We start from the raw sequence: 18037 nt of genomic DNA on the forward strand, positions 1-18037 counted from the left end.
ATTTTCCTCTTTTTACATAAAAGTTAATTTTGTTGTTAATTGTCCGAGGTGGTTTGCTCCTGAGGAACATCAGCCTTACTCGCAATTTTTTCAGCTTCACAAAGCATGTTAGAGTCAAATAAATTTTCAATATTCAGTATGACAACCATCTTATCGTCAGACTGAATCAATCCGTCGACATAATTTTCATCAATATTGGTATCCATTTTAGGAGCGGATTTTATCTGTTCTACAGAAACCGTCAGAATGTCGGAAACCGCATCAACCAGCACCCCTATCAAACGCTGATTAACGGCTATTATTATAACTACATTTTTTTCATTAGGCTCCGTCGTCCCCATTTCAAACCTATGGCGGAGGTCAAAAATAGGAATAACCACACCACGTAAATTTATAACACCTTTCATAAATGGAGGGGAATTAGGAAGTACAGTAGGCTTGCTCCAACCTTTGATCTCACGAATAGTCATTAAAGATACGCCGTATTCTTCCTTTTCGACCTTAAATGTTAGAAATTGTTTTGAATCGGCATTTTCCTGACCTGCATCCAATCCATCGTTATTTGATTGTTTTTCACTTTTCATTATAAATATTCCTATACATTAAGAATTCCACAAATGACATAAAGAATAATTTCTTACGGTAATTTAAATTATCGCCTATAATGCTCAACTTATAATTTAAATACAAGTATAATTTTATATCATTGGTAAAAATTTTGATATTAATTAAAAAGATATAAATATCGGTAAAAAAATTAGGATTTTTTATTCGATAGTAAAACTAATATGGCTTAAAACTAAAAAAACGAAGTAAATGCTTGCTTTTTAGTATTTTAGGCGATATCAAAAATGTTAGGCGTTTTTTTGCCTAGTAAATTCAACAATAATAAAGGATTTTTTAAAAATGAATAAAGAGCAATTAACAGCTGCAATAGCTAATAAAACTGGTAGCACTAAAAAAGAAGCACAGGATTTTTTAGATGCTTATATAGAAGTACTTACTGATGCACTTGCCGATAACGATAACGGCATTCAACTTGCAGGTTTCGGCAGCCTTACCGTAAAAGACCGTAAAGCTACCACAGGAAGAAACCCTAGAACAGGCGAAGTTATCCAGATTCCGGCTAAGAAAGTTGTTAAATTTTCTCCTGCTAAAAAACTTAAAGATGCCGTTAACGGTTAATTTAAGCTTTTAAGGTGAATATGAAAAAGACCCTGAATTTAAGGGTCTTTTTTTGTATTTTTCAATGGTTGAGAAGCCGTAGTCAAAAAACTACTCTCCCCTTGAGGGAGAGTTAAAAACACGAAAGTGTTTTTGTGAGGGGTAGAAACTAGCAAGTATTTGTTATACCTGCATGTGTCGCCACCTCCTTAAAACTAACCCTCCACCGTACACGGGAGAGTTGGTAAAAAGAACTCAAATTTGAACTTTGCTCCCTCTCCCTTAGGGAGAGGGTTGGGGTGAGGGAGCTTTAAAATAAGCACTTTAATTGCAAGTCCTTGTTTTTATTAAAAGTCCTCTCCCTCATCCTAACCTTCTCCCAAAGGGAGAAGGGACTAAATTTTATAATGCCTTACCACTTTTGCAGAGGCTTCTATAATAATTCAAGTCTTTTTATTATTTAGATTCTGAGAATATATACTTTTGCAAAAATCGCACTGAAGTCTTTAATTATCAATATTCGCTTCGGGCTTGTAGTCAAGAATGCTTATGTTGCTATCGTGGTCGCAATTATACATCATTCTCATTTTTTGCTTTATATCATCTGATGCGATTCCTTCACCCTGTTCTAAAACAATGCCGTAATCCTCGGCATCGAAATTACCGCATTTTATTGCCTTTTGAAATTCCGGCATCTGATCTTGCCTGACTGCTATATATAAATACGACTTCTGCCCCGATTCATCTTTGTAAACCAGATAATTTACACAATAGGTTTTATTTTTTACCAGACTGCTAGGTATATTTCTCATTTTTAATGAATTAGTTAATAGTGAAAAAAATCTTAGCCAGTATATCAGTATAAGCCACAAGTTTCAACTAAAAGGTTTGTATATAGATGTATTTTAACGTGTTATGCCGTTATCTGTTTCTTGCCAGTTATTTCTTGCGTGTAAACTTTCAACTGCACCGGTTTGTTTTTGTTCCTTTACGTCATTATTCCTGAAAGCTTTTTGAGCTGACATTACGTTGCTTAAATTTTTACCAGATATTTCTTTTACTACTACACTGGATTCTTTTAGATTAACTTCCCCAACAAAAAAATTGTTTGCAGCCATATGATTCATCTCCTGTCCCCTCCCTTGATAGAGGGCAATAATTATAATATTATACAATAAAAAAGACTCAGTGTCACTTAAAAAGCTCACCTTGGTTAATAAGTTAGTGTTTATTGTTAAAATAATGCATTACCCACTATTTTTATGATAATCAAGAATTATTGAACAAATATTACAACTTTAAATTAATTGTTGTAATAATATGTTTTTTTGATATTTTCCGTTACAAATGTTTATTAATAGATGGTCAAATGTCTGAAATTATAGCCATAGCTACAGATCATGCGGGTTTTGAGCTAAAAGAGATCTTAAAAGAAGAATTGCACAAATCAGGCTATGAAGTTCTGGACTTGGGAACTAATAGCAAAGATTCTGTTGATTATACGGATTATGGGTATAAATTGGCGGAGCAGGTTGCGGTGAATAAATGCAACTTCGGTGTGGCAATATGTGGAAGCGGCATAGGGATAAGCATAGCGGCAAACAGGAATAAAAATATAAGAGCCGCACTATGCCATAATGTGGAAATGGCAAAATTGGCAAGACAACATAACGATGCTAACGTTCTGGTGTTGGGTGCCAGATTTGTAAGTTTAAATGATGCAAAGGAATGTTTGAAAGCTTTTCTTACTACGGGGTTTGAAGGTGGCAGGCATAAAAAAAGAGTAGAAAAGCTCAGCGGTATATAATTATAAGAAAGTGTAGTTATTCGATTCTTATTATTAAACTATTATTAAAGGAATTATTTTAATGTCAAACTTAGCGGAAAAAATTATGCACAATAAAAATGAAACTTTTTTTGAAGGACATTTAAAAGACACCGATAAGGAAATATTCAATGCCATTGAAGGTGAACTTGGTCGTCAGCAAAATCAGATAGAACTGATAGCTTCGGAGAATATTACCAGCCGTTCGGTGATAGAAGCACAAGGCTCTATATTCACTAATAAATACGCAGAAGGATATCCGGGTAAGAGATATTACGGCGGATGTGAATTTGCCGATCAAGTAGAGCAAATCGCTATTGACAGGGCTTGTGAGCTTTTTGATTGTACATATGCTAACATACAGCCTAATTCAGGCTCTCAGGCTAATCAGGGAGTGTTTTTGGCTTTGCTACGGCCCGGTGATACTATTTTAGGATTGTCACTTGCTTCGGGCGGTCACCTTACTCACGGCGCAGCCCCGAATATGTCGGGTAAATGGTTTAACTCGGTTCAGTACGGTGTGCGTGAAGATAACGCCCTGATAGATTATGATGAAGTTGAAAAACTTGCCAAAGAAAACAAACCTAAGCTTATTATAGCAGGCTGTTCGGCATATCCTAGAGTTATAGACTGGGCAAGATTCCGCAAGATAGCCGATGAAGTGGGTGCGTTTTTAATGGTCGATATGGCTCACGTGGCAGGTCTGGTTGCCGCAGGTACTTATCCAAGCCCGTTACCGCACGCACATGTGGTAACTACTACGACACATAAAACATTGCGTGGTCCTCGCGGCGGTCTTATCCTTTCAAAATTCCCTGATACTGTGGTGCGTAAAACCCCTACAGGCAAGGATATTACTTTGGGTAATGCTATTAATTCGTCAATTTTCCCCGGATTGCAGGGTGGGCCTTTGGTGCATGTTATGGCGGCAAAAGCGGTAGCTTTGAAAGAATGTATGACTGAAAGTTTCAAAAAATACGGTAAAGCGGTTATAGATAATGCACGTGCTTTGGCTGAGGTTCTAGTCGAGCGTGGTACCGATATCGTAAGCGGCGGAACAGACAGCCATGTTGTGCTGGTTGATCTGCGTCCTAAAGGAGTTACCGGCAAAGAAGCGGAAGAATCGCTAGAGCGTGCCGGATTGACATGCAACAAGAATGCTATTCCTTTTGACCCTGAGTCCCCGTTTGTTACTTCCGGTGTACGTCTTGGCACTCCTGCCGGTACTACAAGAGGTTTCGGTCTTGAGGAGTTCAAGCTTATCGGTAACCTTATAGGTGATGTGCTTGACGGACTTGCTAAGAATAAAGCTAATAACAGCGAGACCGAACAAAAAGTTAAAAAACAGGTTGAAGAGCTTTGTGCTAAATTCCCTATCTATTCTGAAATAGGATAGCAAGGTTAGTGAGAAAGTATCAAAAGTTTATAGCGAGTAATAGCTTTTTTACTTTTTTACCATTTAACTTTTATACTAAATAAAGAGGTAGGTATGCGTTGTCCATTTTGCGGTAATGAAGATACTCAGGTCAAGGATTCACGCCCGTCTGAAGAAGGTGTTTCTATAAGGCGGCGTAGATATTGCACAGAGTGTGATTCACGCTTTACTACTTTTGAAAGGGTGCAGCTTAAAGAGCTTGTAGTAGTAAAAAAAGACGGAAAACGCAGACCTTTTGACAGGGATAAGCTGGTAAGTTCCATAAGGGTGGCGGTAAGGAAGCGTCCGATCACCGAAGAACAGGTGGAAATGGCAGTGAACAACATCGTCCGCAATCTGGAAAAAACGGTTGAAAGCGAAGTTGAAAGCGACCGTATAGGCGAAGCCGTTATGGAAGTTCTGGCAGAACTCGACCCCGTTTCATATATCAGGTTCGCATCAGTATATAAAGACTTTACAGGCGTTCAGGACTTTCAGGATTTTGCAGGTACGATAGGTATTATTGTGAAAGAGGAAAAATAGTTTCTGGTGTCGTTTCTTCAGCGTGACAAAGTACATATTTATCGAGCATTAAAGTAAATTCAAATTTACTATGCTATTTATTTACTATGCTATTTATAGTGTTTTTAATTTATGTCTTTATCTGATAATATAAAATTCATACAAGCAGCCAAAGAACATGGTTGCGATGAAAATGAAAAAGAAATTGAAAAAGATTATGAAAGAGGTTAAATATTCATCTAAGAAAGGTGAGGAAAAGAAATGAAAAAAAGTTTTCAAGAGCAATTTAAAAACTTAAAAGAAATTATTGCTGCAAATGTACAAAGTTTAAAAGGATTAATTCAGCAATCAGAAAATCTTTCGGAAATAATTGAAAAGCTGGACGAAACAGAGCCTAAAAGTAAAGAACTGAAAGAGCAATTAGAGCAAATAAAATCTCAATTATCAAAGTCTATTGATGAATTAGTTACGCACACAAGGCAACTTTTTGAAGCGTATGATAAGCTTATTGATGAGGCTTTTAAAAAATAAATGAACTTAAATCTAAAACCGCCTAAGAATTACAAAGATAAAGAAGAAAAGTGGGAAAGCTTATTAAACGAAGTTTCAGTTAGTCTTGCCAAATCGGATGCTAAGTTTGACAAAACAGAGCATATTAATAAATCTAGGTTAGCAATAACAAAGTTATTTCTTAAATGGTATTTCTGCTTAATTGTTTTTGGATTTATATTTAGTGCTGGTTATAATTTTATGGTAGCAAAAATAAACCTTTCGTTATTAACTTCGAATGCAACATCTTTAGATTTTATAGACGTAGGTAATACAGTTGCTTTAATTACGAGTACTCTTAGTAGTGGTGTGGGTTTTGTAATTGGCTATTATTTTAAAAATAAAGACAGCGAATAATCAATATTTAGATATGGGTACGTGTCAGCATATAAATACCTTAATTTACTTTGACAGGATACTTATAGTAATTTCAAACACTATGAATTTCATAGCTAGAGTAAGGTTTTTAATTTATGCCTTTATCAAATCATACAAAATTCATGCAAATAGCTCTTAACCTTTCTAAAAGGGGAGTAGGGTTAACCGCACCTAATCCTACCGTAGGCTGTGTGTTGGTCAGGGAGGGGCAGATAATAGCAACGGGTATTACTGCAAAAGGCGGAAGACCGCATGCAGAATATATTGCACTGCACAAGGCGGGCGATGAGGCAAAGGGAGCAACAGCCTATGTTACCTTGGAGCCATGCAGCCATTATGGCAAAACCCCTCCATGTGCCGATAGTTTAATTAAGTCGGGTGTTACAAGGGTAGTAGTGGCTACTCAGGATAGCTTTGTAAAAGTGTCAGGTGAGGGGATAAAAAAGCTAAAAGATGCAGGCATTGAGGTGGTCACGGGAGTTTGCGAAGAGGACGCAAGAAAGATAAATGAAGGGTTCTTCAGCGTCCATGAGAAGGGCAGACCGTATGTTACGCTGAAACTTGCCACCTGTGCCAACGGCAAAATTGCCGATAAGCTTGGTAACAGCAAGTGGATAACAGGCGAAGATACAAGAGCATACGCCCATTATATCAGGGCGAAGAATGACGCTATCTTAGTGGGTGTGGGAACGGTAATTTCAGATGACCCTATGCTTAATTGCCGTTTAAATGGTATGGAAGACCAAAGCCCTATACGTGTTATAACGGATAACAACCTTCGTACCACGATAGACAGCAAACTAGTCAGGACGGCTAAAGATATCCCTACATATATTATATGCTCTGCCGATGCTGAAAATAAAAATATTGAAAAGTCAGGCGTTGAGATTTTGAGATGTAAAGCCGATGTTAATGTTGAAGAAGCCGTGAGAATTCTTGCCGCTAAAGGAATAACAAGGCTGATGGTGGAAGGTGGGAGTAAGGTTGCCGCTTCCTTCATAAAAGCAAATGTTGTTGATGAACTGATTTGGATGCAGGCAAAAAAAGAAATAGATGAAGACGGAATTGACGCTATCGAAGCTATGGACATAAAAAAAATCGCAGAAGAAAAATTTGAAAAGATATCGGAACTTCAAATGGAAAATGACAAGGTAACTTTGTATAACTCCATAAAAACCAGATAGTTAATTAAAAGTTAACACTTTTATGTTAAATTTGTGCTACGAATTTGTGTGTTTAACCAAGTAGTGCAATATATGGATTTACTTAATTCCAATAAAAGTTCTATATCAAAGGATATTGAATCTATCCGTAAGAATGCCTTTGAAGATAGCACTTCAAGGATTGAAGAGCAGAAATCCGATATCGCAGAAAAACAAAAAGACCTTCAAGAACTTCTTGCCACCGTTCGTAAAAAACACAATCAGATAAAAGAAGAACAAATAAGGATAGCTCAGGAAAAAAGGCGTGAACTCGATGAAATGATAAACACGGCCAAAGAAGAGCAGATAGCCCTACAAAATGTGCAGGAACAAGAGCTTGCGGAAAAAAGATACAAGCTTAATCTCCTAAAAGACCAAGCCGAAGAACGCCTAAAAACATTCCCTCAGGATAAGCAGGAGTTGATGCGTGAACGCCTGAACGAGCTTATGGAACTTGCATGGAAAAAGCAATATGAACTGGAGGAGCGTCAGGTAAGGCTAACCCGGAAAGAAAAAGACGACCTTAAAAATCTTGCACTGGATATTCAGGAAAAACAGAAAAAATTTGAAAGCGAACAAGTCAGAACAATGAAAGAAGACTTGAATAGGCTTTTAAATGAGGCACGCCTCAAAGAAGAAGAAATAGAAAATGAATTCAGACAATTAGCAAAAAATGAAAAAGCGGAACTAGATAGCCTCGTAGATGATGCGAAGCAAAAGAAAAAAGCATTGGAAGATAAGTATAAGCAGAAGTTACAGGATAATAAGAACTATATAAAAGAACAGTTAAGGGTAAGCGGGCTTTATATAAAGCAGGGTAATATGGAGGAAGTAAAAAAAATCCATGACGAAATGCGTAATGTTATAAAGCGTAATAGGGAGGAAATGGAAAAAGAGCATATTACCATTAAGGAGTCGGCAAAGGACGAGTTGTTTGAATTTGAAAAACATTCAAATGAAAGCCAGAGAAGTATAATGCGAAGGCAAAAGGAAGTTATTAACCACGCTAAAGAAATGATGAACAGACAGGCAGAAGAAAAACTAAAATCCATGCAGGACGAACTGGTACGCCGAACTGAAGAGAACATATATAACTTCAAACAGCAAATGCTGGCAAAGCATAAAGAAATGAAGGCGGAGCATTTTGAGATAGTAAAGCAGGTTGCAAAACACATCGAACAAAGAGAAAGCGATAGTAAGAAAAGAAGGCAAAAAGAACAGAAGGAAATTATCACTAATACCAAACGCGGTATTATGCAGATAGAAGAAAAAGCACAAATTAACCGGAATAATATGCTCAAAGAGCAAAAGGAAATGGTAGATAACGCTAAACGTGACCTAAAATATCTTGATCTTGAAACACTCGAAATTAGAAAAGAGATAGATAAAGAAAGCTATGATATTTTTAAGGAAAGCGAGAATATCACCAATGAAATGGCAATAAAGAACGCAGAAGAAAACAGAAAAAACCGTTGGGAGACCGTACAGACCGAGAGAAAGCTGGAAAAATATGAAATAGGTAAGCAATCATATGAAAACCTACTAAAGGTCGAACAGGATAAACGAATAGCAAGTATGCAGGCAAGAATGGAAATGGTAGAGATGGGCAAGCAAATTCAGGAAAGAAAAAATGCCCTGATGGCGGAACAAAAGAGCCTTACATTTTCAAACCAACAGGAAATCGTCGAATTAAAAAAAGAAGCCGAATTAAAAATGGAGATGTCACAAAGACAACATGATAAGGCTATAAAAAGAGAACAGGACGAACTAGAGCGTGTAATAAAAGACGTAGATATCAGAAGGAGTCAGATAAATAAAGAAAAAGAAGAGATAGATGAATTTGTCAGAACCGCAGAAGAGGATAAAAGAAGGATTGAACAAGGCGGTATGAACGAGCAGGAACTCGCAGAACATAAAGAATTAGTGAAACTGATAAATATGGCAAAAGAAAAACACCGTGAAATAAGTGAAGAACAGGAAGGTATAATAGAAAAAGCAAAAATAGATATGGAAAGAAAAATTGAGGAAAGCAGGAAGAAATTAGAAGAGGAAGAAAATAAAATAATTATAGAGCATCAGAAAAATCTAAGGGAACTTGAAGGAAAAACAGAAGAGCGGAAGAAGCATCTAATAAAAGAACAAAAGGAACTATTCCGTCAACATGATGATAATATGAAAGAAGTGCAGGAAAACGCAGAAAAAACCCAGAAGGAAATTAAAAACAAACATAACGATATCCTAAGGGAGGCTCAAAAGAAACTTATTGATCTTGAGACGGATAAAAATAAAAAAGAACCGGAGGAATAATCTTTACGGTTCTTTTTGTAATAAATTTAACAGTAAGTGCTATGGGTTAACTTCGATAATAGTAATAGTAGCACCATTTCCTACTTGTGTAACCCTGCTGGAATTGAAATCTCCGATCTGCTCCTTGTTTATGGTATTTCCATTACCGAATTGAAGATCTATAGATTTGTTAAAGTTGCCCTGCTGACTCAAATTGTTAGTATTGTCATCACCGTCTTGAACCTGAATAGCAACGTTGCCGTAACCCATTGAAACAACTTCGGCAATGTTAAAATTGCCGTTTTGATATTGACCGGCATAATTATTATTTCCTATCTGCACAAGTCTTGCGTTATTTCCATTACCCAATTGAACTTGTCCGAGTATGTCCGGTATGTTACCGATCTCATTAGGTGATTCTAAAAGAGATTGGTTATTATTACCGAGCTGTAAAGCCGTACTTGTGTTAAAGTTACCTTCTTGCTTAACTATGATAAAATTATTATCACCAATCTGGTCAATAGTAACCGAGTTTGAATCGGCGAAAGAAACGCTTGATGTCAAACTTAATATAGCCAATGCTTTTAAAACGTTTTTTATCATATATATAAATAAAATTTGAAAAATTAAGGCAGAGGAATAATTCCCTCTGCCTCAACGGTTATAAAGAACTGCTGCTGCTCGGGTTTTGAACAACATTGGAAATGTTATTATCACCTGTTTGTGAGCCGCTATAAGTAGAACCTACGCCGTTTTGTAGTGAATCAGAGTAGTTTGAAAAACCGTTCTGAGTCAAACTAACGGTATGCAAATCACCGCTTTGAACACTAATGGAATCATTAAAAGTTCCAAACTGGCTTACATCGTTATTGTTATCATCTCCTATAGAAAATGCGTCAATATCGTTGTTCTCACCGTCCTGCACAATAATGGCAGAGTTGTTCGAACCTAACTGTAATAAAGTGGAGTCGTTATCTAATCCGTTCTGGTTTACGCTTGCAGTGTTATCGTCACCGCCTGCCTGAGCCACGATTGAGTAGTTAACTTCACCTATCTGAGTGATGTCGGCAGAGTTTCCGTCAGTGTATTGATAAACGTCATTGTCATTGCTTAAACCGTCTTGCAAAGCATTTGCCGTGTTACCGTTACCGTTCTGTAGATTGTTAGTATTGTTAAAATCACCTGACTGATCAACGGTAGCACCGTTGTCATTACCAAGCTGGTTAACAACATAAACGTTCTCATTACCTGTTTGTGATGAATCGTTGCCGTTATTATCACCTTGCTGGTTAACAAGGCTGTCATTAAGGTTACCTGACTGATCGGTAATGTTTGAGTTGTCATTACCGGTTTGAGTAAGGGTGGTTAAGTTATTATCTGCTAATGCAGTGGTTGCCAGAAGCGTAGTAGCTCCTGCCACTGTAAGAAATGTTTTTTTAAAGTTCATTTTTTTATCCTACTTTTTTATTTAGTTAATGGTCGCCTGCTAATGCAGACGACCATGTGTATTGTAAAGACAACAACTTAAAGATTATTGATTTACAGTAGAGCTATTACCGTTACCGATTTGGCTACCGAAGAAAGTATTACCGTTACCGGTTTGAGTAACGTAAGAAACGTTATAGTTTCCGTCCTGAGTCAAAGTAGATGAGTTTGAATCACCTGTTTGAACAGCGTTTGAATAGTTGTTATCGCCACCGAACTGAGAAATAGTAATGATGTTTAAGTTACCTACAGTGTTAGCAATACTCTCGTTAAAGTTTCCGATTTGTGAAACGGTGTAAAGGTTGTCATCACCTGTTTGAGCCTCAAGGTCGGAAATGTTAGCGTTTCCTTCCTGATCAATGTCAGCGATGTTGTAATCACCTAATTGGTTAACTTCCGAATCGTTAGCATTACCGCCGAATTGGTCAACCGTTACAGTGTTGAAGTTTCCGATAGAACCTGCAAAACTTTGATTATCGTTACCGTCTTGGTTGATAGTGAAGCTGTTATTTGTGTCAAGGTAGTCAGGAGTAGGGTCTTGAGAGAAAATAGAAGACTCAACCGTGCTGTCGTTGCTAAAACCGACCTGAGTTACATCGGCAGTTACGAAACTTCCGTCAATGTGAGCGTCACTTGTGTTCTCGTCACCGGTTTGGTTGATATTAGCTGTGTTGGCATTGCCGTGCTGATATACCGAACTTGAGTTGTCATTACCTGTTTGGTTAACATTCGCAACGTTAAGTGAACCGGGAGCCGGTAGTGAACCGAATTGGTAACCCTGATCAACGTTAGAATAGTTGTCATCACCTATCTGATTAACGAAAGCATCATTAAAATCACCAACTTGGTATGCATAACTATCGTTTCCGTTACCTTCCTGATAAATAACCTGCTCTTTCTCATCACCGCTTTGTGAGCCGTATGAGTAGTTGTTATCACCGACCTGATCAAGATCGGAAATGTTAAGATCTCCGTTTTGATAAAGTTCGCCATAGTTAGAATCACCTGTTTGATCTGCCGTTGAAACGTTATCAATACCGTTTTGGTTCAAATAAAACTGGTTATTGTTTGCTAAAGCAGTGCTTGAAATTAAAGCCGCAGTAGTAGCCGCTAAAAGTAGTTTTTTTGACATAATAAAATTACCTTATTTTAATTATAATTAGTTAATGAATATTAATATTCGGATACATAAAAATCAGAAAAAAAATTAACAGACAAGAGAAAAAATTAAGTTTTATTAACGGGAAAAAATATGCATATAAAACAGGCGTTTGTTGTTTTGAATTTACGGATAATTTATTCTTTTGTGTAATTTATAATATACATAGTTTATTTTTTTAAATAAAATTATTAACTAATTATTTTTAATATATTAGTACGTTTTTGACAATTTAAAGAATGACTAAATTTTTTAACGTTTATTTGCCGTTGTTTACTAGAATGATAGTTTCCTAACTTTTTTTAAAGTGGGTTCCACTATAATTTGTTTTACCAAACAAATTCGTGGAATGACATATATACCTAAGGTAAATTAAAAGTTACTATGTTTGTCAAATCTTCAATTTTTAACTGAAAGTAATCAATTTATTACTTGAAGGTGATGGAAAAATGCTCTAAAATGCAACAAAATTGTTGTATTTGGGGTATATGATTAAATTATGAAGTATGCGAATATAAAAACAAATGAATTACCGCCTATAAAACCGCTTTTGGATAAAGAGGAGTTTGATAGCCTTGCAATGTTGGAACGGAATAACAATGAAATAGTTTATTCGGTGGAAGTAAGTAGCATCGGACTTGGCGTTTATGACGTTCCGACTGCGGCAAGCACTGCCGGAGGAGCAAATGCGTATGCAGGACTTGTATTGTCATTCATATTATGGCTTGTCCTGTTTTTAAAGTTGTTGAAAAAACGCTTCTAAAATAATCATCTGTTTTGGCGGTAACCGATTTGTTTTTGAAAAAGAGTTCGTGGGAAGTAACAAAATAATAGGGTTTATATCATTGAGATTAATTTGTAGTTTATCATTATTTTTAATAATATCGGTACTATTTAATACTGCATATGCCGCAGATACGGAAAAAGTCACCCGATGTGTTAGTACGTTTAGCACTATAACGGAATCTGTTAATAAATTCTTTATCGTATGTATATCAATATGGGCTGCATTATACATAGGTCAACGTGTAAAGGACAAATATAAGGATATGTCCGGCATATCGGTAATAATGAAATTTTTCTTTTACGTTATATGCTACGGCGTATTCATGGTTACGGTTTTTGCCACAAACCTTATCACATATACTATTTTTGAAGATTATATGGAATATGCCGTTTATGTTTCGGTGTTTGCCATATCCTTCTTGCTAATGAATTATACTGAAGAATATAATAAGAAACTCGTAAAAAATATGGAAGGTGTTGCTCTTTTCAGGTTTTTTATCAAGGTTATAGCGATGTCGGTAGCGGCAAGCTTTATTTCTTCGTATATATATTGGATACAGGTTCTTGCCGAACTTTTTCGGATAATATTAATGCACCTTGATTCTACGCTGCTCGAATGCCTGTAGTTATTAAAATATTTTAGTTAGCAATATAATTAGCTTGTAAAAATTCTGTTTTTTTGTATAAGGAGCTTTCAAAAAAGGGAGTTTTTTTATGTTCGCCGAGTTCTTAAATCAAGAAAAATTGATAGAATATATCACACTATACGGTGTTAAGTTCTTATTAGCAATCGTAATACTTGTTGTAGGTTTAATGGTAATTAAGTATGTTACCAAGGCAACCGTAGCCGTTATGAAGAAAGTAAAAATGGATGATGTTTTGGTATCTTTCTTCAGTAAGATAGTCAAAGCATTATTGATGGCTTTTGTTATAATAGCATCGGTCGGGCAGTTGGGAGTGGATACTACTTCCCTTGCGGCAATGATAGCTGCTGCCGGTTTGGCGATAGGTCTTGCATTGCAAGGTTCGTTATCGAATTTTGCCGCAGGTGTTATGATAATCGCTACAAGACCGTTCAAGATAGGTGATTATGTAGAGGTTTCAGGTGTAGGAGGGGCGATAACCGATCTTAGTATTTATAATACTATTTTGGTTACGCCGGATAATAAGGTAATTACAATTCCAAATAGTAAAATAACTTCGGAGAATATAATTAATTTTTCGGCTAGGGATACCAGAAGGGTTGATATGGTATTCGGTATCAGTTATTCGGACGATATTAAAAAAGCCAAAAAAGTAATAAATAAGGTTATAAAAGATGACTCAAGGATACTTGCCGAGCCAGAACCTTTAGTTGCCGTATCGGCATTAGCAGATAGCAGTGTCAATTTCAATGTTCGCCCTTGGGTGAAAAAAGAGGACTACTGGAACGTATACTTCGATATGCACGAAAACATCAAAATAGCATTCGATAAAGAAGGAATAACAATACCTTTCCCTCAAAGAGAACTGCATGTTCATAACCTTAAAAAATAAATCCTGAAAATATTTATTTTTATGCTATACTGCATTTGAACTAATATGGAGGTTTTTTATGATAACAAGGATGTTAAAAATATCCGTAGCGGTTTTTTCCTTATTTGGTTTGACAGCCTGTCCTGTGGCTTTGCTTGACGTAAGACCGAGAGGTGATGAGATCGTTTACGGTTCTTACACCGAGGCATATGACGAGGCATATGAGGAATGTACGCAAAACCAGCGGTTTGCCGATAAAACTCTGGCAGAGTGTCTTAAAGTGTTGGATTTTCAGGAAAATGTCAATTATAGAAGCATGGACGATTTCTCGGATCAGGACGGTGTTGATGAGTAATGAACACTCCCTTTAAAAATTCCATAATAATGCTTTTTTAAAATAATATTCTCTGTTACTGTCTTTTTATAAAACAATAAGTCGAAAAATTTTTTCAGCGTTTTTTTATGAAAAAGTCAGGACTATCAGCTTTTATCATGCTCTTATTTGCATCAAACCGCAATGCCTGTTCGGCATTTATATCCGAATGGGCTAATTTTGCCAATGATTACGGACGTGAACTACCGGATATTCAATATATAAAAAAGCAGTCATACTCTCCAAAGGCGGAGCGTTCTTTAGATGAGCTAAAGTGTTCGGTCGATTATGCACAGCAAAAGCTGGAAGATTTTTCGCATGGTTTTGTTATAAGCCGTAAAAATAACGGCAATATGGGGGAGTCGGGAGAGGTAACTTTTGTAAAGTTAAGGGGGACAAGTTCTCAAATATATTATAACGGGCAATATATGGAAGAGGGCTATATGCCAAGCTCCATTACGGGAAAATTCAACGGTCTGGAAAAAATGGGACGTGAAAAAAAATTCGCTTCACCTTTTGTGGTCTCAAACGGTGCAAAATCTTTTGACAGGACGTTAGAAAAAATATTAAAAAATCCGGGGCAGGATATTCATGATTCTGCCAGATTGTCTGTATTTACAAGAAAACCTGAGGAACTTTATGAATTTTGCAGCTATATATTTGAGCATCACAGCCGTAATAAAGAAAATTCAATATTTGGAATTGACGAGGAAAGCCCTGTTATAGTTAAGGAGTGGAGCCGGAAAAACAGCGGGTTTTTCAGTGCAAAGCTTAACGTGCCTATTAATACGGAAAACGGTAAAATATATTCCGAGATAATGTTCGTACCCGAGCATAAAAAAAGCCGCATGGCAACGGACTTGCTTTCTCATACCGCTTATGAGGTGGCACGTAAAGATAATAGCGGTTTTTATAATAAGGACGCTTTACGAAAATGGAATGTTGTGGTGAGGGAAGTTCAAAATAACCGTCTGACCGACCTTGACGGGATAATCGGTGATGAGGTGCGTGCAAAAAACGGTATTGGAGCAGTTACTGCTCGTGATTTTGATATATATAAACTGAAATCATTGTTTAACAGCTACGGCAAATATTATGACAGCCCCATAGAACGCAGAAAAACAGAGATGTCCATGATACAAAAAGAGCTAAACAAAAAGGCAATGGAAGATATTTGCCGTGATGAAAACTGGAACCCCGAACGAATAGAAAGAATGTCCGAAAACTATTCGCTTCCCAAGCATATGGTAAGATTCGCACAGGTAAACAAATATCAAGGGTGCGAGATAAGTTACCCGATGATGGGGCGTTGAGTGTTAAAAACCCCGTCTCGCAGGGGGAACTTAAAGAATTATGCAGAGGTCTTTTGTTGGAGTTTTTGAAAGAGCAGAATCATACTTTGCTTTTAATGATGAGGAAAAAATTAGCGTATATTAAGAACTAATAAACTGCAACCGGCTCTCTTTGTTCTGCAAAAGATGGATAATCTTCTAAAATTACACTAATAATATTATCCCATGTATATAAATTTATTCGTTCTTTGTATAAATACTGCTGGCGTTTAAAAGAAGGCAAAGTCAGTGAAGGGTTATTTGAACTCCTTCCTATTATTATGCCTCCCATTTCCGGATGCACATTTGAAGCACCTATTAAATCTCTAAAAGTGCCGTCAACATTACTTACATCATGGATATAATCTAGTAACTGGGTTTCCGCTTCTATTAAGTGTTCCGTAGGTAAAGGTCTACCGTTTTTAACTTTATCAAAAATTGAATTCTTGGGACTTTTGCATTCATAAAGAATTACTTTTTTACGAGGGAGGGAATGTGTTTCTGGGTTTGATAAGGTATGTGGCGTTCCACATATAATAATATCTGCTCTTGTTCCTATACCGGAGGTGCAATATTCTGTATAAGCATATTCTAATCTTATATTATGCTTCTTAGCCAATACTTGGCTAAATGGCACAAGCTTATCACGGCACGGATTTTCTCCTTCGTTCTCAATTGCACTTTTGAGTGCATCAAACGATTCTTTAGTAGGATAAAATTCACTGAATGAATTCATTATGCAGCTACTACATGTTTTGGTTGGTGAGTTTCATCCGGCTGTACAAGTTTACCGGTATTTAAATCCCTAAACATAAATTGGTTGCCAAGGAAATCTGACCTGTCAACCCTTTAGCGAACAGCCTTTTTAATAATCCTTGCATCCTCTTCAAACTCAGCAGGAGAGCTGTATCCGATGGTTGAGTGAGCTCTGATTCTATTGTAAAACCCCTCGATATATTCAAAAATAGCAGCCTTTGCCTGTTTTTGATTGGCAAAATTATTCATTTGTGGTATCTCCCGTTTTAAGGTGCTGAAGAAGCTCTCGGATGTCGCATTATCCCAACAATCACCTTTGCGACTCATGCTTTGAATAATTTTATGGTCTTGCAGAATAGCTCGGTGTGATTTGGCACAATATTGACTGCCCCTATCGCTATGCCAGATTAGACCTTTGCCGGGTTTTCTGCTCCAAATAGCCATTGTCAGTGCGTCATTCACCAAAGAGCTCTTCAGGCTTGTATTCATTGACCATCCGACTATTTTGCGTGAATATAAATCCATCACCGTAGCCAGATAAAGAAAGCCATTTTTAGTTGGGATATAGGTGATATCGCCTGCCCAAACACGATTTGCTGCGTCCGCATAAAACTGGCGTTGTAGCAAATTGGGTGCAATATATCGCGTGTGATTAGAGTCGGTTGTAACCTTGAATTTATGCTTTATTTTGCATTGTAAACCAGATAGTTGCATCAGTCGGGCGATGCGTTTGCGACTGATTTTAATGCCACGCTGTTGCAACCTGCTTTGAATACTTCTTGTGCCATAATTTTCACGACCTTCGACAAATATGGCTTTGATTTTCTGTGTTAAAAGTGCGTTGTAATAGGCCCGTTTTGACAACGGATTCTTGCACCAAGCATAATATCGGCTGCGTGCAACATGCAGGATTTTACACATTTCCGATACTGGAAAGACTCCTTGAAATTCCTTTATCCATGCGTACTTTACTGAATTTCCTTGGCAAAATACGCTGCCGCCTTTTTTAAGATGTCACGTTCCAACTCAGCCTGTGCCAATGCTTTTTTCAGACGTTTATTTTCTGCGACAATATTGTCATTAACAGGATTCTTAATGGATTCGTCCGTCACAGAACTGAGCCAATTATAAAGCGTATTAACGTTGATTCCAAGCTCTCTGGCAACCTCAGATGCAGAATGATTAGCCTCACGAACCAGCGAAATTGCCTGATTCTTAAATTCAGGCGAATAAAAACTCCTTTTCTTTGTCATAATAATATTCCTTTAGGTTGAAATCCTTCTATAGGATTT

The 18037-nt window shown here is 36.9% G+C and carries 22 protein-coding genes; 13 read left to right on the forward strand and 9 right to left on the reverse strand.

All coding sequences use genetic code 11. The features are described 5' to 3' along the window. Window positions 1-35: 35 nt before the first annotated feature. Complete coding sequence (locus O2942_06415; protein ID MDA0781883.1) at window positions 36-584, reverse strand: chemotaxis protein CheW; 549 nt, start codon at window positions 582-584, stop codon at window positions 36-38. A 322-nt stretch (window positions 585-906) separates the two neighbouring features. On the opposite strand from O2942_06415, the gene O2942_06420 reads away from it, so the two are divergent. Beyond that, window positions 907-1185 (forward strand): HU family DNA-binding protein, encoded by a 279-nt coding sequence (locus tag O2942_06420; GenBank protein ID MDA0781884.1) that lies wholly within the window; start codon window positions 907-909, stop codon window positions 1183-1185. Between the two features lie 485 nt (window positions 1186-1670). Here the strand turns inward: O2942_06420 and O2942_06425 are convergent, their stop codons facing one another. Together O2942_06425 and O2942_06430 are read right to left on the reverse strand one after the other, a co-directional pair. Next, window positions 1671-1976, reverse strand: a complete 306-nt coding sequence (locus tag O2942_06425; GenBank protein MDA0781885.1) for a hypothetical protein — start codon at window positions 1974-1976, stop codon at window positions 1671-1673. A 93-nt stretch (window positions 1977-2069) separates the two neighbouring features. After that, window positions 2070-2282, reverse strand: coding sequence for a hypothetical protein (locus O2942_06430; protein MDA0781886.1), 213 nt, complete (start codon window positions 2280-2282; stop codon window positions 2070-2072). Window positions 2283-2533: 251 nt separating this feature from the next. Between O2942_06430 and rpiB the strand changes: the two genes are divergently transcribed. The 7 genes from rpiB (at window position 2534) to O2942_06465 (ending at window position 9361) form a co-directional block, all read left to right on the forward strand. Beyond that, on the forward strand, window positions 2534-2971 hold the full coding sequence (rpiB, locus tag O2942_06435) for a ribose 5-phosphate isomerase B (protein ID MDA0781887.1): 438 nt from the start codon (window positions 2534-2536) through the stop codon (window positions 2969-2971). A gap of 85 nt (window positions 2972-3056) precedes the next feature. Beyond that, window positions 3057-4385, forward strand: a complete 1329-nt coding sequence (locus tag O2942_06440) for a serine hydroxymethyltransferase (protein MDA0781888.1) — start codon at window positions 3057-3059, stop codon at window positions 4383-4385. A gap of 93 nt (window positions 4386-4478) precedes the next feature. Continuing rightward, entirely contained in the window at window positions 4479-4946 is a 468-nt protein-coding gene (gene nrdR / locus O2942_06445; GenBank protein MDA0781889.1) for a transcriptional regulator NrdR, read from the forward strand. A 240-nt stretch (window positions 4947-5186) separates the two neighbouring features. Beyond that, a complete protein-coding gene (locus tag O2942_06450; protein MDA0781890.1) occupies window positions 5187-5456 on the forward strand; it encodes a hypothetical protein in 270 nt (89 codons plus the stop codon). Further along, complete coding sequence (locus tag O2942_06455) at window positions 5457-5831, forward strand: hypothetical protein (protein ID MDA0781891.1); 375 nt, start codon at window positions 5457-5459, stop codon at window positions 5829-5831. Window positions 5832-5947: 116 nt separating this feature from the next. Further along, window positions 5948-7036, forward strand: a complete 1089-nt coding sequence (ribD, locus tag O2942_06460) for a bifunctional diaminohydroxyphosphoribosylaminopyrimidine deaminase/5-amino-6-(5-phosphoribosylamino)uracil reductase RibD (GenBank protein ID MDA0781892.1) — start codon at window positions 5948-5950, stop codon at window positions 7034-7036. A gap of 72 nt (window positions 7037-7108) precedes the next feature. Continuing rightward, window positions 7109-9361: a hypothetical protein gene (locus tag O2942_06465; GenBank protein MDA0781893.1), complete on the forward strand. Its 2253-nt coding sequence runs from the start codon at window positions 7109-7111 to the stop codon at window positions 9359-9361. Window positions 9362-9400: 39 nt separating this feature from the next. Here O2942_06465 and O2942_06470 read toward each other — a convergent pair whose 3' ends face one another. From O2942_06470 to O2942_06480, 3 genes are all read right to left on the reverse strand, one after another. Beyond that, window positions 9401-9943, reverse strand: a complete 543-nt coding sequence (locus O2942_06470) for a hypothetical protein (GenBank protein ID MDA0781894.1) — start codon at window positions 9941-9943, stop codon at window positions 9401-9403. A 58-nt stretch (window positions 9944-10001) separates the two neighbouring features. Further along, window positions 10002-10787 (reverse strand): hypothetical protein, encoded by a 786-nt coding sequence (locus O2942_06475; GenBank protein MDA0781895.1) that lies wholly within the window; start codon window positions 10785-10787, stop codon window positions 10002-10004. An 84-nt stretch (window positions 10788-10871) separates the two neighbouring features. Continuing rightward, entirely contained in the window at window positions 10872-11957 is a 1086-nt protein-coding gene (locus tag O2942_06480) for a hypothetical protein (protein MDA0781896.1), read from the reverse strand. Between the two features lie 526 nt (window positions 11958-12483). On the opposite strand from O2942_06480, the gene O2942_06485 reads away from it, so the two are divergent. The 5 genes from O2942_06485 (at window position 12484) to O2942_06505 (ending at window position 15971) form a co-directional block, all read left to right on the forward strand. Next, window positions 12484-12747: a hypothetical protein gene (locus O2942_06485; GenBank protein MDA0781897.1), complete on the forward strand. Its 264-nt coding sequence runs from the start codon at window positions 12484-12486 to the stop codon at window positions 12745-12747. Window positions 12748-12829: 82 nt separating this feature from the next. Next, window positions 12830-13396 (forward strand): hypothetical protein, encoded by a 567-nt coding sequence (locus O2942_06490; GenBank protein ID MDA0781898.1) that lies wholly within the window; start codon window positions 12830-12832, stop codon window positions 13394-13396. An 88-nt stretch (window positions 13397-13484) separates the two neighbouring features. Continuing rightward, window positions 13485-14306 (forward strand): mechanosensitive ion channel, encoded by an 822-nt coding sequence (locus O2942_06495; GenBank protein ID MDA0781899.1) that lies wholly within the window; start codon window positions 13485-13487, stop codon window positions 14304-14306. A 58-nt stretch (window positions 14307-14364) separates the two neighbouring features. Beyond that, window positions 14365-14640, forward strand: a complete 276-nt coding sequence (locus tag O2942_06500; protein ID MDA0781900.1) for a hypothetical protein — start codon at window positions 14365-14367, stop codon at window positions 14638-14640. 107 nt (window positions 14641-14747) lie between these two features. Next, a complete protein-coding gene (locus tag O2942_06505) occupies window positions 14748-15971 on the forward strand; it encodes a hypothetical protein (protein MDA0781901.1) in 1224 nt (407 codons plus the stop codon). Window positions 15972-16098: 127 nt separating this feature from the next. Here the strand turns inward: O2942_06505 and O2942_06510 are convergent, their stop codons facing one another. The 3 genes from O2942_06510 to O2942_06520 form a co-directional block, all read right to left on the reverse strand. Then, window positions 16099-16725: a hypothetical protein gene (locus tag O2942_06510; protein ID MDA0781902.1), complete on the reverse strand. Its 627-nt coding sequence runs from the start codon at window positions 16723-16725 to the stop codon at window positions 16099-16101. Between the two features lie 113 nt (window positions 16726-16838). Continuing rightward, the gene (locus O2942_06515) at window positions 16839-17702 is read right to left on the reverse strand and encodes an IS3 family transposase (protein MDA0781903.1); all 864 of its coding nucleotides are present in this window, start codon (window positions 17700-17702) and stop codon (window positions 16839-16841) included. Window positions 17703-17713: 11 nt separating this feature from the next. Beyond that, on the reverse strand, window positions 17714-17998 hold the full coding sequence (locus O2942_06520) for a transposase (GenBank protein MDA0781904.1): 285 nt from the start codon (window positions 17996-17998) through the stop codon (window positions 17714-17716). Window positions 17999-18037 lie beyond the last annotated feature (39 nt).

The sequence above is a fragment of the Pseudomonadota bacterium genome, from assembly GCA_027620075.1.
Taxonomy (GTDB): Bacteria; Pseudomonadota; Alphaproteobacteria; order Rickettsiales; family UBA6187; genus 1-14-0-20-39-49.